14 protein-coding genes and 1 other RNA gene are annotated in these 13,878 nt (G+C 68.2%); 7 read left to right on the top strand and 8 right to left on the bottom strand.

Features of this window, described 5'->3' with window-relative positions:
• The first annotated feature begins 21 nt into the window (after positions 1 to 21).
• Together U1872_RS14080 and U1872_RS14075 are read left to right on the top strand one after the other, a co-directional pair.
• Entirely contained in the window at positions 22 to 1,038 is a 1,017-nt protein-coding gene (locus tag U1872_RS14080) for a polyprenyl synthetase family protein (protein WP_332793515.1), read from the top strand.
• A gap of 106 nt (positions 1,039 to 1,144) precedes the next feature.
• Positions 1,145 to 1,333: a hypothetical protein gene (locus tag U1872_RS14075; protein ID WP_332793514.1), complete on the top strand. Its 189-nt coding sequence runs from the start codon at positions 1,145 to 1,147 to the stop codon at positions 1,331 to 1,333.
• 109 nt (positions 1,334 to 1,442) lie between these two features.
• Here U1872_RS14075 and U1872_RS14070 read toward each other — a convergent pair whose 3' ends face one another.
• Positions 1,443 to 2,402 carry a cation diffusion facilitator family transporter gene (locus U1872_RS14070; RefSeq protein ID WP_332793513.1) on the bottom strand — a complete coding sequence of 320 codons (960 nt, stop codon included), beginning with the start codon at positions 2,400 to 2,402 and terminating at the stop codon, positions 1,443 to 1,445.
• Positions 2,403 to 2,553: 151 nt separating this feature from the next.
• On the opposite strand from U1872_RS14070, the gene hrpB reads away from it, so the two are divergent.
• Together hrpB and U1872_RS14060 are read left to right on the top strand one after the other, a co-directional pair.
• Positions 2,554 to 5,100, top strand: a complete 2,547-nt coding sequence (hrpB, locus tag U1872_RS14065; protein WP_332793512.1) for an ATP-dependent helicase HrpB — start codon at positions 2,554 to 2,556, stop codon at positions 5,098 to 5,100.
• 9 nt (positions 5,101 to 5,109) lie between these two features.
• On the top strand, positions 5,110 to 5,391 hold the full coding sequence (locus U1872_RS14060; protein ID WP_332793511.1) for an ETC complex I subunit: 282 nt from the start codon (positions 5,110 to 5,112) through the stop codon (positions 5,389 to 5,391).
• Between the two features lie 347 nt (positions 5,392 to 5,738).
• Here U1872_RS14060 and U1872_RS14055 read toward each other — a convergent pair whose 3' ends face one another.
• From U1872_RS14055 to U1872_RS14040, 4 genes are read right to left on the bottom strand one after another with little or no spacing between them, the layout of a single operon-like run.
• On the bottom strand, positions 5,739 to 6,251 hold the full coding sequence (locus U1872_RS14055; RefSeq protein ID WP_332793510.1) for an NUDIX hydrolase: 513 nt from the start codon (positions 6,249 to 6,251) through the stop codon (positions 5,739 to 5,741).
• The gene (locus tag U1872_RS14050; RefSeq protein ID WP_332793509.1) at positions 6,248 to 6,931 is read right to left on the bottom strand and encodes a TPM domain-containing protein; all 684 of its coding nucleotides are present in this window, start codon (positions 6,929 to 6,931) and stop codon (positions 6,248 to 6,250) included. Before U1872_RS14050 ends, U1872_RS14055 begins: the two co-directional genes overlap by 4 nt.
• Positions 6,931 to 7,812: a TPM domain-containing protein gene (locus U1872_RS14045; protein ID WP_332793508.1), complete on the bottom strand. Its 882-nt coding sequence runs from the start codon at positions 7,810 to 7,812 to the stop codon at positions 6,931 to 6,933. The genes U1872_RS14050 and U1872_RS14045 overlap by 1 nt, the downstream gene beginning before the upstream one ends.
• A gap of 33 nt (positions 7,813 to 7,845) precedes the next feature.
• The gene (locus U1872_RS14040) at positions 7,846 to 8,430 is read right to left on the bottom strand and encodes a LemA family protein (RefSeq protein WP_332793507.1); all 585 of its coding nucleotides are present in this window, start codon (positions 8,428 to 8,430) and stop codon (positions 7,846 to 7,848) included.
• A gap of 84 nt (positions 8,431 to 8,514) precedes the next feature.
• On the opposite strand from U1872_RS14040, the gene mscL reads away from it, so the two are divergent.
• Positions 8,515 to 8,943: a large conductance mechanosensitive channel protein MscL gene (mscL, locus tag U1872_RS14035; RefSeq protein ID WP_332793506.1), complete on the top strand. Its 429-nt coding sequence runs from the start codon at positions 8,515 to 8,517 to the stop codon at positions 8,941 to 8,943.
• A gap of 21 nt (positions 8,944 to 8,964) precedes the next feature.
• Here mscL and U1872_RS14030 read toward each other — a convergent pair whose 3' ends face one another.
• Complete coding sequence (locus tag U1872_RS14030) at positions 8,965 to 9,396, bottom strand: RrF2 family transcriptional regulator (RefSeq protein ID WP_332793505.1); 432 nt, start codon at positions 9,394 to 9,396, stop codon at positions 8,965 to 8,967.
• A gap of 71 nt (positions 9,397 to 9,467) precedes the next feature.
• Here U1872_RS14030 and ssrA point away from each other — a divergent pair.
• Both ssrA and dinB read left to right on the top strand, forming a co-directional pair.
• Positions 9,468 to 9,812, top strand: a transfer-messenger RNA (tmRNA) gene (gene ssrA / locus U1872_RS14025).
• A 70-nt stretch (positions 9,813 to 9,882) separates the two neighbouring features.
• On the top strand, positions 9,883 to 10,980 hold the full coding sequence (dinB, locus tag U1872_RS14020; protein WP_332793504.1) for a DNA polymerase IV: 1,098 nt from the start codon (positions 9,883 to 9,885) through the stop codon (positions 10,978 to 10,980).
• A 213-nt stretch (positions 10,981 to 11,193) separates the two neighbouring features.
• Here dinB and U1872_RS14015 read toward each other — a convergent pair whose 3' ends face one another.
• Together U1872_RS14015 and U1872_RS14010 are read right to left on the bottom strand one after the other, a co-directional pair.
• The gene (locus tag U1872_RS14015) at positions 11,194 to 12,582 is read right to left on the bottom strand and encodes a UdgX family uracil-DNA binding protein (protein ID WP_332793503.1); all 1,389 of its coding nucleotides are present in this window, start codon (positions 12,580 to 12,582) and stop codon (positions 11,194 to 11,196) included.
• Positions 12,583 to 12,592: 10 nt separating this feature from the next.
• On the bottom strand, positions 12,593 to 13,843 hold the full coding sequence (locus tag U1872_RS14010) for a putative DNA modification/repair radical SAM protein (RefSeq protein WP_332793502.1): 1,251 nt from the start codon (positions 13,841 to 13,843) through the stop codon (positions 12,593 to 12,595).
• Positions 13,844 to 13,878 lie beyond the last annotated feature (35 nt).

Here is a 13,878-nt window from a genome sequence, read left to right as displayed (position 1 = left end):
CGCGGCCACATCGCACGAAACATGAGCGCCACCCTTCTCCGCCTCGATCCGAGCCGCGCCCAGCCTTCGCTGGAGCCGATGCTGCAACTCGTCACCGGCGACATGAACATGGTCAATGCCGTGATCCTGTCGCGCATGCAGTCGGACATTCCGCTGATCCCCGAGCTGGCCGGTCACCTGATCGCCGGCGGTGGCAAGCGGATGCGGCCGATGCTGACGCTCGCGAGCGCACGGCTGCTGAGCTATTCGGGCACGCGCCATCACCGCCTCGCCGCGGCGGTCGAGTTCATCCACACCGCGACCCTGCTGCACGACGACGTCGTCGACGGCTCGGACCTGCGCCGCGGCAAGCGCACCGCAAACCTCATCTGGGGCAATCCCGCGAGCGTGCTGGTCGGCGACTTCCTGTTCAGCCGCTCGTTCGAGCTGATGGTCGAGGACGGCTCGCTCAAGGTGCTCGGCATTCTGGCGGGTGCAAGCGCGATCATCGCCGAGGGCGAGGTCAACCAGCTCACCGCCGCGCGGCGAATCGACACGCCCGAGGAGCGCTATCTCGACATCATCGGCGCCAAGACCGCGGCGTTGTTCGCCGCCGCCTGCCGCGTGTCGGCGGTGGTCGCCGAGCGGCCCGAAACCGAAGAGCTCGCGCTCGATGCCTATGGCCGCAACCTCGGCATCGCCTTCCAGCTGGTCGACGATGCGATCGACTATGTCTCCGACGCAGGCACGATGGGCAAGGATGCCGGCGACGACTTCCGCGAGGGCAAGGCGACGCTGCCGGTGATCCTCGCTTATGCGCGCGGCGGCACCGAGGATCGCGCCTTCTGGAAGGCCGCGATCGAAGGCCATCGCAACCGCGACGAGGATTTCGATCGCGCGATCGAACTGGTCCGCGCGACCCGCGCGGTCGACGACACACTCGCGCGCGCGCGTCATTACGGCCAGCGCGCGATCGATGCGCTCGCCATCTTCGCCAATGGCAAGGCCAAGGATTCGATGATCGAAGCCGTAGAGTTTGCGATCGCCCGGGCGTATTGAGTAGCAGTGTCGGCGTTACGGTTCCCCGGCGCTTTCCTGCAGATGAACCCGCTCTTATGCTGATTTGGCCGAGCAGCATTCGGAGAGGCGAAACGGGAGCGAGCGAATGTTTGTCGACTTTCAGAACGAGTGGTTCCCATCCGAGCCACCGCAGCCGCTGCCGCCACCGCCGCGCAACGAACGCGCCGAGAAAGTGACCGCCTGGATCATCGGCTTCAATCTGGTGATGCTGCTCGTTGGGCCGCTCGCCGGCGCGACGCTGTTCGATGCCGTCGCGGCAATGCTGCGCAACTGATCAGCGCGGCGCGCACTGCTCAACGAACCGTCGGCCCCCGCGCCGAGCGCAGGGCTTTAACAGGCTCAGCCCGAACGGGTTTGGGGATCATGCGCAACCGCAAAGGATCCTAGCAGATCGCAGTGGCCGGCACGGCGTCGGCGCCCGCCAGCTCCACCTGCAGCGTCGCATGGCCGATGCCGAACTGCTCCTTCAGCATCGCCCGCGCCGCATCGAGAAACGCATCGCCGGGGTGGCCGGCCGGCATCACCAGATGCGCGGTCAGCACCGTCTCGGTCGTGCTCATCGGCCAGATATGGACGTGATGGACACGCGCCACGCCGGGAAGTGCGCGCAACGCCGTCCACACCTTGTCCGAATCGATGCTGCGCGGCACCGCCGCCAGTGCCATCTCGGTCGATTCGCGCAGCAATCCCCAGGTCTGCAAGAAGATCAGCACGGCGATGACGATGCTGACGATCGGGTCGATCCAGGTCGCCCCGCTCAGCCAGATCACCAGCCCCGACACGACGACGCCCGCCGACACCAGGGCATCGCTCGCCATGTGGAGATAGGCGCCGCGAATGTTGAGGTCGTGCTCGCGTCCGCGCATGAACAGCAGGGCGGTCGCCCCGTTGACGATGATGCCGGCACCGGCGACCCACGCCACCATCGGCCCGTCGACCGGCGCGGGGTTCGACAGTCGCTGCACCGCCTCGAGCACGATTGCGCCGAGCGCGACCAGCAGCAGCAAGGCGTTGAGCAACGCCGCGAGGATCGTCGAGCCCTTGAGCCCATAGGTGAAGCGCTTCGACGCCGCCCGCCGGCCGAGCGCGATCGCCGCCCACGCCGCGCACAGCCCGAGCACATCGGACAGGTTGTGCCCGGCATCGGCGAGCAACGCCACCGATCCCGCCATCAGCCCGAACACCACCTCGCCGACGATGAACGCCATGTTGAGCGTGATGCCGATCGCGAAGGCGCGATCATGCCCTTGCGCCGGGGGGCCATGGTCATGGCCGGAGTGCCCATGCGCGTGGCCGTGGCCGTGCCCATGCGAATGCCCGTGATGATGCGAATGGCCGGCCACGCTGATCTCCGAAACTCTGGACGCCCGCCTAGCATCGTGCGCGCAGGATATACTAGGACGTCAGAGAGCCGCTGCGGTTCCGCTGTTTTCCCGTCCTTCGATCGTGCAAGGCCCTGCCTACCGTGCCCGCCCCAATCGTCTTCGCAAGCGCATGACGCTGCCGATCCTCGCCGTCCTGCCGGACCTGCTCGCGGTGCTGCGCGATGCGAGCAACGCCGTGCTCGTCGCCCCGCCCGGCGCGGGCAAGACCACCGCGGTCGCGCCGGCGCTGCTCGGCGAGCCGTGGTGCAGCGGCGAGATCCTGTTGCTCTCGCCGCGCCGCCTCGCCGCGCGCGCCGCCGCCGAACGGATGGCGGGCACTGCCGGCGAGCCCGTCGGCAAGACCTTCGGCTATGCCACGCGGATGGATTCGAAGCGCTCGGCGGCGACGCGCGTGACCGTGGTGACCGAGGGGATTTTCGTCGCGCGAATCCAGGCCGATCCCGAACTGGCCGGAATCTCGGCGGTGCTGTTCGACGAAGTCCATGAGCGCAGCCTCGACAGCGATTTCGGGCTGGCGCTCGCGCTCGATGCCCAGGCCGGATTGCGGCCCGACCTGCGGCTGGTGGCGATGTCCGCGACGCTCGACGGGACGCGCTTTTCGGGGCTGATGGACGGTGCCGCGATGATCGAGAGCGCCGGGCGCATGCACCCGCTGACGCTGCGCCATCTCGGTCGCGCGGCGGAGGCGCGGATCGAGGATTCGGTTGCCGCAGCGGTGCGGCTCGCGTTGCGCGAGGAAGAAGGCGGGATCCTCGCTTTCCTGCCTGGCGTCGCCGAGATCGAGCGGACCGCCGAGCGGCTCGCGGGCCTCGGGGACGCGATCACGCTCCACCGCCTCCATGGCAGCCTCGATCCTGCAGCGCAGCGCGCGGCGATCGCGCCCGATGCCGCGGGCCGGCGCAAGGTCGTGCTGGCGACGTCGATCGCCGAGACGAGCCTGACGCTCGACGGGATTTCGGTCGTGGTCGATTCGGGGCTGGCGCGCCGCCCGCGCTATGATCGTGCCGCGGGGATGACGCGCCTCGTCACCGAGCGCGCGAGCCAGGCCGCGGTGACGCAGCGCGCTGGCCGCGCCGCGCGTCAGCGGCCGGGCACCGCCTATCGCCTGTGGGAGGAAGCAGCGACCGCCGGGCTGCCGCGCTTCGACCCGCCTGAGATTCTGGAGGCCGACCTGTCGGCGCTGACGCTCGATTGCGCCTTGTGGGGCGTCGCCGATCCGCGGGCGCTGCGCTGGCTTGACGCGCCGCCCGAGGCCGCGGTGCAGGAGGCACGCGCGCGGCTGCTGGCGCTGGATGCGCTCGATGACGACGGGCGCCCGACGCCGCACGGCCACGCGATCGCGCGGCTCCCGCTCGCGCCACGGCTCGGGCACATGCTGGTGCGGGCGGGAGAACTCGGACTGGCCGACGTCGCGGCGGAGGTGGCGGTGCTGCTCGGCGAGCGCGGGCTCGGCGGCACCGACGTCGACCTCGAAGCCCGCCGCCGCCGCTGGCGCGGCGAACGCGGGCAACGCGCGGACGCCGGGCGGAAATTGGCAAAACGGTGGGCCGCACTCTCTCCCTCTCCCCGCTCGCGGGGAGAGGGTCGGGGAGAGGGGACGTCTGCCACGAGCGGTGTCCTTCGTAACGCAGTACAGCCCCTCTCCCCGACCCTCTCCCCTGAAGGGGAGAGGGAGACTGCAGTCGCCATCGCTTTGGCCTTCCCAGATCGCATCGCCCGCCGCCGCGACGCATCGGGCGAGACCTGGGCGTCGGTCGGCGGGCGCGGCTTCAAGCTCGATCCGACCGCCAGCCTCGCGCGCGCCGAATGGCTCGCCGTCGCCGAGACACAGGGGATGGCATCGGGCGCGCGGATCCTGTCGGCCGCAGCGCTCGATCTCGCGACGATCGAGGCGCTGTTCGGCGACCACATCGCGACGCACCGCACCGTCAGCTTCGAGTCCGCAAGCGGCGGTGTCCAGACGCTGCGCGAACGGCGGCTCGGCGCGCTGCGCCTGTCGAGCGGGCCCGACCCGCAGGCCGACCCGGCCGCGATCGCCGCCGCATTGCTCGACGGTCTGCGCGTCCACGGACTCGCGCGCCTGCCGTGGAGCGACACCGCGCTGGCGTTGCGCCACCGCGCCGGCTTCGCGCAAGCGCATGGCGGCGCGGAGCTCGCGCTCGACGACGCCGCGTTGCTGGCGCGCGCCGACGAATGGCTCGCGCCCCTGCTGGCGGGCAAGCGCCGCCTCGACGCGATCGAGGCGGGTGCGCTCACCGAGGCGCTGCGCACCCTGATCGGCTGGGACGCGCTGAAGACGATCGACCGGCTCGCGCCGACGCACTTCACCAGCCCTGCGGGCAGCAGCCATCCGATCGATTACGAGGCCGAGGGCGGGCCGCGCGTCGAGTTGCGGCCGCAGACGCTGTTCGGGCTGGCGACGCATCCGATGATCGCCGGCGGCCGCGTGCCGCTGGTGCTGAGCCTGACCTCGCCGGGCGGTCGGCCGATCCAGACGACGCGCGACCTGCCCGGATTCTGGGCGGGCAGCTGGTCGGCGGTCGCCAAGGAAATGCGCGGCCGCTATCCGCGCCACCCCTGGCCCGACGATCCCGCCGCGGCCTCCGCGACGCTGCGCACGAAAAACGCAGATGCGCGGCGCCGAGAAGCACGATAAGGAGGCTCCATGTCGACCGCCCGAATCTATCAGCGCCCCAAGAACGCCATGTCGTCGGGCCGCGCCCGCACCTCGATCTGGATGCTGGACTTCGCTCCTGCCGAGCCGAAGCAAGCCGACCCGTTGACCGGCTGGGCAGGCTCTGGCGACACGCTCGACCAGCTCCGCCTGACCTTCCCGACCCAGGAAGCGGCGATCGCTTATGCCGAGCGCGAGGGCCTAGCGTTCACCGTGGTCGCGGCGCCCGAGCGCACGCTCAAGCTGCAGAGCTACGCCGACAATTTTCGCTGAGCTGAGCGACGCTGCCCTAGACCGAGCTTCCCAGGCGCAAGTCGAAGTCGGGTCGATGGCCGGGCTAGAGGTGCCTTCGCGGGTCGCACCATCCACCGTTCGTCCGGAGCCTGTCGAAGGGCATGTCTCAACGAGACTTTAAGGCTCCTATCAGAGCAGGGCTTCGATAAGCTCAGCGCGAACGGGTTTGGGTGATCACGCTCAAACAAAAAATGTGCGCCGAAGCGCAGCCTCCTGGCTTCCACTGTTCCGCTCCTGGGCCCTGGCCTTCGCCGGGGAAGCCTGCGCATGAAGTGGACGACAGCGTTTGGCTCCGAAATGAGAGCGTCACACGCCCAGCGCGACGCTCAGCCCGCCAGCATTCCCGCCCCGAGCAACAGCAACATCTTCACGTCGATCGCCACCCCCTCCGCGCGCTTCGCAGCGACGAAGGCGGCAAGCTCGCCCACGGGAACGCGGTGGACGGTGATATTCTCGGTCGCATCACCGCCGCCTGCGCCGACGCGCGTCAAGCCGGTGGCGCGGACCAGGGTGAAACCCTCCGACACCATCCCCGGCGACGAATGGAAGAAGCCGAGCGATTCGATGTGCGCGGGCCGATAGCCCGTTTCTTCCTCCAATTCGCGGGCGGCCGAGACGGAAACGCTTTCGCCCTCCTCGAGGTCGCCGACCAGACCCGCGGGCAGCTCGAGGCAGCGCTGGCCAAGCGGCACGCGATATTGCTCGACCAGGATCACCGCCTCGTCGTCGACCGCGAGGATCACCGCCGCCTGGATGCCGCGCGCGCGCGCGACATATTCCCAGGTGCCGTCCTTTATGACCTTGATGTATTTGCCGCTCCAGACGGTCTCGCCGCTCACAGCTCGATCAGCCGGTCGGGCAGCTCGTTGCGGTCGTCAGCGGTCTTAGGGAAGGTCTCGGACAGGATCGCGCCGATCCGCGCGACCGACGCCGCCATCCCTGCCCCGGGCTTGCCGGCGCGCGTCTCGACCACCAGCGCCGCCATCGCATCGCCCCAGCGCTCGGCCGGGACTGCGCTGTGGATCGCCGCGTCGGCGACGATCTCGGCCATCCGCTCGTCGCGCGAGAGATAGAGCAGTATCCCGACGCGCGCGGTCGTCCGCCGCTCGGCGCCGACCTTGAAATATTGGATCGCACGCCGCCTCACGCGCCGCGCGCGTGTCGCCTTGGGCACCAGCGCCATGCGCAGCGGCATGTAAGCCAGCGCATAGCGCACGACGAGGAAGACGATCGCCTCGACCACCACCAGCGCACCGAGCAGCAGCCGCGGGTCGGGCGCCGCGTCCCATTCGCTGGTGAAGCTGCCGAGCCAGCGCTCGATCGCGACCGGATCGATCGCCGCCAGCGCGAGCACGATCAGCATCGCCGCGACGGCATAGTGCAACGCCGCATCGTGATAGCTGTCCGACCGCTCGGTGACGATCGTCACGATCTCGCCGTCGGTGCCTTCTTCCGCGCGCGCCACCGCGGCAAGGACCAGCGCGTGGTCCTCGGGTGTGAGCCGTGCCGTTCCACTCATCACCAATCCCCCGAAGCGCCGCCGCCGCCGCCACCGCCGCCACCGCCGCCGGTGAAACCACCGCCGCCCCAGCTGCCGTCCGAACCGCCACCGCCGCCAGAGCCACCGCCGCCGCCGAAGCCACCGAAGCCGCCGCCGCCCGAGCCACGCCCCCAGTCGCTCATCGCCGCGCCCCACAGGATCGCCGGCGCGATGCCGCCGTCATAGCGCTGGCCGCGCTGCCCACGTCGCAGGCTCGAGAGAACGACGAAGCCGACGATGAACAGGATGATGATCACGCCGAACGGCACGCCGCCGCCGCCACCGGCAGTGCTGCGCTTGTGGACCTTGTCGAACGCCGCCGCAGCCTTGTCGACATTGGCCTTGGCTTCCTCGGGCGAGGCGCGCAGCTGCGCGATGATCGCGTCGGTGCCGGCTTCGAGCGCGCCGGGGATGTCGCCCGACTGCGTCAGCTTGGGCATCATCTGTTCGCGGATCATCGTGCCGGCATAGGCATCGGTCAGGATGGGCTCGAGGCCGTAGCCCACTTCGAGCCGCGGCCCGCGATGGCCCTTGGGCTCGTTGGGCGCGATGAACAGGATCGCGCCATTGTTGACGCCCTTCAACCCGACGCCCCACGCGCGGAGCAGCCCGACGCCATATTCCGCCAGCTCGCGCCCCTGCAGATCGGGGACCGTCGCGACGACCAGCTGGCGCTTGGTGTCCTTCTGCAGCGTCTCGAGCTTGGCGGTCAGATCGGCTTCGGTCGCGGGCGGCAGGACGTTGGCGGCGTCGACCACCAGCCCGGTGAACTTGGGATAGGTCTGCGCCGCTGCCGGGGAAACCCCGAGCAGCAGCGCGACCAGCGTCGCGAGCAAGGCCTGGATCAGGCGCATCGGCATACCTAGACTTGGGGGCCTCCGGCCCGGTTGTGCTTAGTTGGTATTGCCGAAGTTCACCGCCGGCGCTTCTTCCGCGCCCGCGCTGGTCGCCTTGAACGGCACCAGCGGCTTGGCGCCGTAGAACACCTTGGCGCCGATCGCGTCGGGGAAGGTGCGGATCGTCGTGTTATACGATTGCACCGCGTCGTTATAATCATGGCGCGCGGTCGAGATGCGGTTCTCGGTGCCCTCGAGCTGCGTCATCAGCGTGGCGTAATTGCCCTGCGACTTGAGCTCGGGATAGGCCTCCTGGAGCCGCTGCAGCGACATCGTCACGCCGGCCTGCGCCTTCTCGTAATTGGCGACCTTGGCGGGATCGTTGAGGTCGGCGCCCGACACCTTGACCTGCGACGCCGAGGCACGCGCCTGCGTCACTTCGACCAGGATCGACTTCTCCTGCGCGCCGGCGGCCTTCACCGTGGCGACGAGGTTGGGGATGAGGTCGGCGCGGCGCTGATAGTAATTCTCGACATCGGCCCACTTGGCCTTGGCATTCTCTTCCGCGGTCGGAACGCTGTTGAGCCCGCAGCCGGCCAAGGTGACGGCGCCGAGGAGAACGAGCGGAGTGCGGTACTTCATGTCGTAGGGATCCCTTCAGATCTTGCGCCACCATGATAGCCGGGTACGGTGGCCGCGCGAAACGAAATCGGAAGGGCGTGCGCGATGTTCAAGGAGTTCAAGGCATTCATCGCGCGGGGGAACGTGCTCGATCTCGCGGTCGCGGTGATCATTGGCGCGGCGTTCGGCAAGATCGTGACCTCGCTGACCGACGACGTGATCATGCCGATGATCGGCAAGATCTTCGGCGGACTCGACTTTTCGAGCTACTTCGTGGTGCTCGGCAAAGTGCCGCCGGCGCTCGTCGGATCTTCCGATTATGCCGCGCTGAAGAAGGCCGGCGTGCCGCTGTTCGGCTATGGCGCGTTCATCACCGCGGCGGTGAATTTCGTGATCGTGGCCTTCATCATTTTCCTGATCGTCCGCGCGGTGAACCGGTTGATGCCCAAGGCGCCTGAAGTCGTCGCCGAACCGGTCGAGCCGACCGACGTCACCTTGCTGCGCGAAATTCGCGACGAGCTGCGGCGGCGGTAACCCTCGGAGTACCGCCCGGGGTCAGGCCGCGACCAGTTCCTCGGCGGTGGCGTCGGCGAGGCTGGTGCCATCGAGGATCCGCGCGGTCTCGTCGCGCACGCGCATCATCGCATGGCGGATCGCGCAGGTCGCCTCGTCCTTGCAATCCTTGCACGAGCGATAGGCGGTGCGGCTGACGCACGGCACCAACGCGAGCGGCCCCTCGATCACCCGGATGATCTCGCCGAGCGACACCAGATGGGCAGGGCGCGACAGGCAATAGCCACCCATCTTGCCGCGGTGGCTGTGAAGGAAGCCGGCCTCGCGCAGATCGGCGAGAATCAGCTCGAGGAACTTGCGCGGTACGTTCGCCTCGGCCGCGATGCGATTCATCGGGATGGGCGGGCTTCCGACGGGAGCTTCAGCGAGAAACATCATCGCGCGAAGCGCGTAGCGGGACCGTTGCGTCAACATGATACTATACCCCATGCACCCGATTTGTGGCGAGTGAAAGGCCGAAGGGGCCGAAAAGGGCCCGCAAGCGGGGGGTTTGCAAGCGGCTTTCGCGCACCTATATCGGTCGTGCCGGGCTTGCCCGGCTATGGTGATAAAGTGCGGCGTAGAATAGATGCAGCGGACCCGGGGGCAGTACCCGGCGACTCCACCAAAACCCCTCTTCGCAGAGGGGCTCTGACGGGGTCGAACCAGGATCGACGTGTATTGAAAGGCGCCGTTTTTGCTCAGGCTGAGTAACCTGTTCAAGGCTCATAACCACAAGTGCAAACGATAACCATGCACTCGCGATTGCTGCGTAACACTAAGGCCTAACGGTCTAAGTTACTAAGTTAAAAGCGCGGTCCGGGCCGCACCGGGCAACAGAAGCGGACACCGGCGGTCCGGGGGGCACCGAGCAACAGAAGCTCCCCACCTACTTCTTCGGCGGCTATCATCAGCGATCCCATGGCCGACTCCGAAGACGCCCCTCCCCCTCCCCCACAGCGCAAGATCATCCATATCGACATGGATGCCTTCTATGCATCGGTCGAACAGCGCGACGATCCGTCCTTACGCGGCCGCCCCGTCGCAGTCGGGGGTTCGCGTGCTCGCGGCGTCGTCGCGGCGGCGAGCTATGAGGCGCGGGTCTTCGGGGTGCGCTCGGCGATGCCGTCGGTCACCGCGATCCGGCGCTGCCCCGATCTGGTGTTCGTGCCGCCGCGCTTCGACGTCTATGGCGCGATCTCGCAGCAGATCCGCGCGATCTTCGCCGACTACACCGACCAGATCGAACCGCTCTCACTCGACGAGGCGTATCTCGACGTCACCGAGGACCGCCACGGCCTAGGGTCGGCCAAGGCCATCGCCGAGCAGATCCGTGCGCGGATCAAGGCAGAGACCGGGCTCACTGCCTCGGCCGGCGTGAGCTACAACAAGTTCATCGCCAAGCTCGCCTCGGACCAGAACAAGCCCGACGGCATCTGCGTCATTCCGCCGGCGCGCGGCGCAGCGTTCGTCGCCAGCCTGCCGGTCAAGCGCTTCCACGGCGTCGGCCCGGTGACCGCGACGCGGATGGCGGCGCTTGGGATCGAGACCGGCGCCGACCTGCTCGAGCAACCGCTCGCCTTCCTTCACGCGCATTTCGGCAGCTATGCCGACTATCTCTATGGCGCGGCGCGCGGGATCGACCATCGCCCGGTGCGCAGCAACCGCGCGACCAAGTCGGTCGGCGCCGAGCGCACCTTCGAGACCGACCTGTCGTCCCCCGCCGACCTCCATGCCGCGCTCGAGCGCGTCGCCGAGGCAGCGTGGGTGCGGATCGACCGGCACGCCGTGCTCGGGCGGACCGTGACGCTCAAGCTGCGCTTCTCGGATTTCCGAACGATCACGCGCGCGCGCTCGCTCAGTCGCGGGGCGTTCGACCGGGAGAGTTTTCTGGCGGGCGGGCGCGATCTGCTCGATGCGCAGCTGCCGGTGCCGCTCGGCGTGCGGTTGCTGGGGTTGACGCTGTCGGGTATCCTCGATGGGGAAGAGGCGACCGAGCAGGCGACGTTGCCGCTGTGAGGGAGGGGCTTCCTACCTTCTGATCGTTCCTACCTTCTGTTCCTTCCCTTTTCTGGCTCTCCCCCGGCGAAGGCCGGGGCCCAGTTGTGGCGAAGGCGGTGGGAAGCGCTGCGTTCGAAATCCGGCGGCTCTCGACTGGGCCCCGGCCTTCGCCGGGGAACAATAAGCAGGGAAAGAAGGAGGGAAGAGAGGCAAACGCAGCAACCAGCCGAGCTACGCCACCCGCTCCCCCACCCGCTGCAGATCCTCGACAAACCGCGCATATTCCACATCCGCGGCCGCACGGTCCGGGATCCGCAGCAAATAGCTCGGATGCACCGTAATCCACGCCTCGCCGCCCCCGGGAAGCGTCAGCGCGCGCCCGCGTTCCTTGCCGATCGTCACGACGCGCCCGAACAGGCTGCGCGCCGCGGTCGCGCCGAGTGCTACCGTCACCTTGGGCCGCACCAGCAGCTGCTCCTGCTCGACCCACCAGCGGCACGCGTCGATCTCGCCGGCATCGGGCTTGGCGTGGATGCGCCGCTTGCCGCGCTGCTCGAACTTGAAATGTTTGACCGCGTTGGTGACGTACACACCCGACCGATCGATCCCCGCCGCCGCCAAAGCCTTGTCGAACACCTGCCCCGCCGGCCCGACGAACGGCTTGCCCGCGAGATCCTCCTGATCGCCCGGCTGCTCGCCGACGAACATCAGGCTGGCATCGACCGGCCCCTCGCCGAACACCGTCTGCGTCGCGGGGCGGTAGAGCGAACAGCGCGTGCAGCCCGCCGCTTCGTCGCGCAACGCGGCCCAGGCGCCATCGATATTGTCGCCGATGTCGCGCTTGGTCTGCGCCGTTGCCATCATCCCGCTCTCGCGCGCCTGCGCGCCCGCGATCAGTCCCGGGACCAGCGCGGTCTCGGGCATGTTCTTCCAATATTTGCGCGGCATCTCCTTCAGCATCATGCCGATCTTGAGGCGCGCCGGGTTGAAGATCGAGGCGTAATAGGTCTTCCACACCTCCTCGATCGGATCGCCTTCGGGCGCATCGCTCTTGACGGCGCCCTGGCCTTCCGCGAGCGTCTCGCCGTCCCAATGCAGCGACAGCTCGGGGGTGAGGATCGACCAGCGCATGCTCGAGAAGCGGTCGAGGAAGAAGCCGGCATTGGCGCGCACGATATGATGCTCGGGCTCGAACCACGCGACGAAGCGCGCGACGCCATCCTCGTCGACTTCGCGAAAGCGCAGGAAGGCGCGCATCTTGTGAATGTCCTTGCGCACCTCCTGCGCGAGATGCTCGAGCCGGCGCAGCAGCGGATCGGCATGATCCTCGATCGCGCCGGGCTGGACGCGGATCCGCGCGAGCAGCGTGTAGAGCAAGGCGAAGCGTTCGGGATCGCGGTGCAGCACGACCTTCTTGGCGAGCTCGATGAACGCGCGCGGTACCGCGAAGGCCGGGCCGGTCGGCACCGTCGTGTCGGCGCTCGCCGCGAACAGGTCGGTCGGGCTGCCCGCCCCCTGCCAGACGACATCCTCGGGCGCGACCCCGGCGGCAGCGAGGCTGCGCGCGGCATCGCGCCAGCCGTCGAAATCATCGGGTTCGGCAAGAGTAATCGCGTGCATCAGGCTCCCCTTATGCCGCGAACAACTCCAATTGCTGGATCTTGGGTGCAACCACCGGGCGCAAATCGGCGCGATCGCTGAGCGCAACCGGGCGCCAGTCCTCGGCGACGAGGAAAGGCCGGACCTTGGCGATCGACACGGTGAGGCGCGCGACATCGGCGAGATGCAGCCGCCGCCAGCGCCGCGCGGCGAGGATCGCGTTGACCGCCTTCACCCCCAGCCCCGGCACGCGCAGCAGCGATTCGCGCGGCGCGCGGTTGACGTCGACCGGGAACGACCCGCGAAACTTGAGCGCCCAGGCGAGCTTGGGGTCGATGTCGAGCGGCAGCATCCCCGTCGTCGCATCGGCAGCGGCGACGACGTCGCCCGGCGTGTAGTCGTAGAAGCGCATCAGCCAGTCCGACTGGTACAGCCGATGTTCGCGCATCAGCGGCGGGCGCTGGAGCGGGAGCACCGCGCTCGCATCGGGTATCGGGCTGAACGCCGAATAATAGACGCGCCGCAGGCCGAAGCGATCGTAGAGCGTCGAGGCCTTGGTGACGATGTCGCCATCGGTCGCGGCATCCGCCCCGACGATCATCTGCGTCGACTGCCCGGCGGGCGCGAAGCGCGGCGCCGACTTGAAGCGCTTCTTCGCATCGCTCGTGTCGAGGATCGCGGTCTTGGTGTCGCCCATCGCGCCTTCGATCCGCGCCGCCGACTTCTCGGGCGCAAGCCGCGTCAGCCCGGCGACGGTCGGCAATTCGACGTTGATCGACAGGCGATCGGCATGGAGCCCTGCCTGATGCACAAGCGCGGGATCGGCGTCGGGGATCGTCTTCAAATGAATATAGCCGCGGAAATCATGATCCTCGCGCAGGCTGCGCGCGACCTCGACCATCTGCTCCATCGTGTAGTTGGACGAGCCGATGATCCCTGACGACAGGAACAGCCCCTCGATATAGTTGCGCCGATAGAAAGACAGCGTCAGCCGCACCACTTCCGCGGCGGTGAAGCGCGCGCGGCGGACGTTCGAGCTCTTGCGGTTGATGCAGTAATGGCAGTCGAAGATGCAGCTATTGGTCAGCAGGATCTTGAGCAGCGAGATGCAGCGGCCGTCGGGCGCATAGGCATGGCAGATGCCCATTCCCTGATCGGTCGAGCCCACGCCCTTGCCGTCGCGCGAGGTGCGTTTTACCGATCCCGAAGAGGCGCAGGACGCATCATATTTTGCCGCGTCGGCAAGGATCGCGAGTTTTTGCTGGACGTCGAGTTGAGCCATGTGTTCGATATATGTTCTGAACAGCCGACACGCAA

Origin of the sequence: Parasphingomonas frigoris (genome assembly GCF_036663815.1) — a bacterium.
Taxonomy (GTDB): Bacteria; Pseudomonadota; Alphaproteobacteria; order Sphingomonadales; family Sphingomonadaceae; genus Sphingomonas.
The sequence above is the reverse complement of the archived record's forward strand: the minus strand, read 5'-3'. Positions and strand labels throughout refer to the sequence as shown.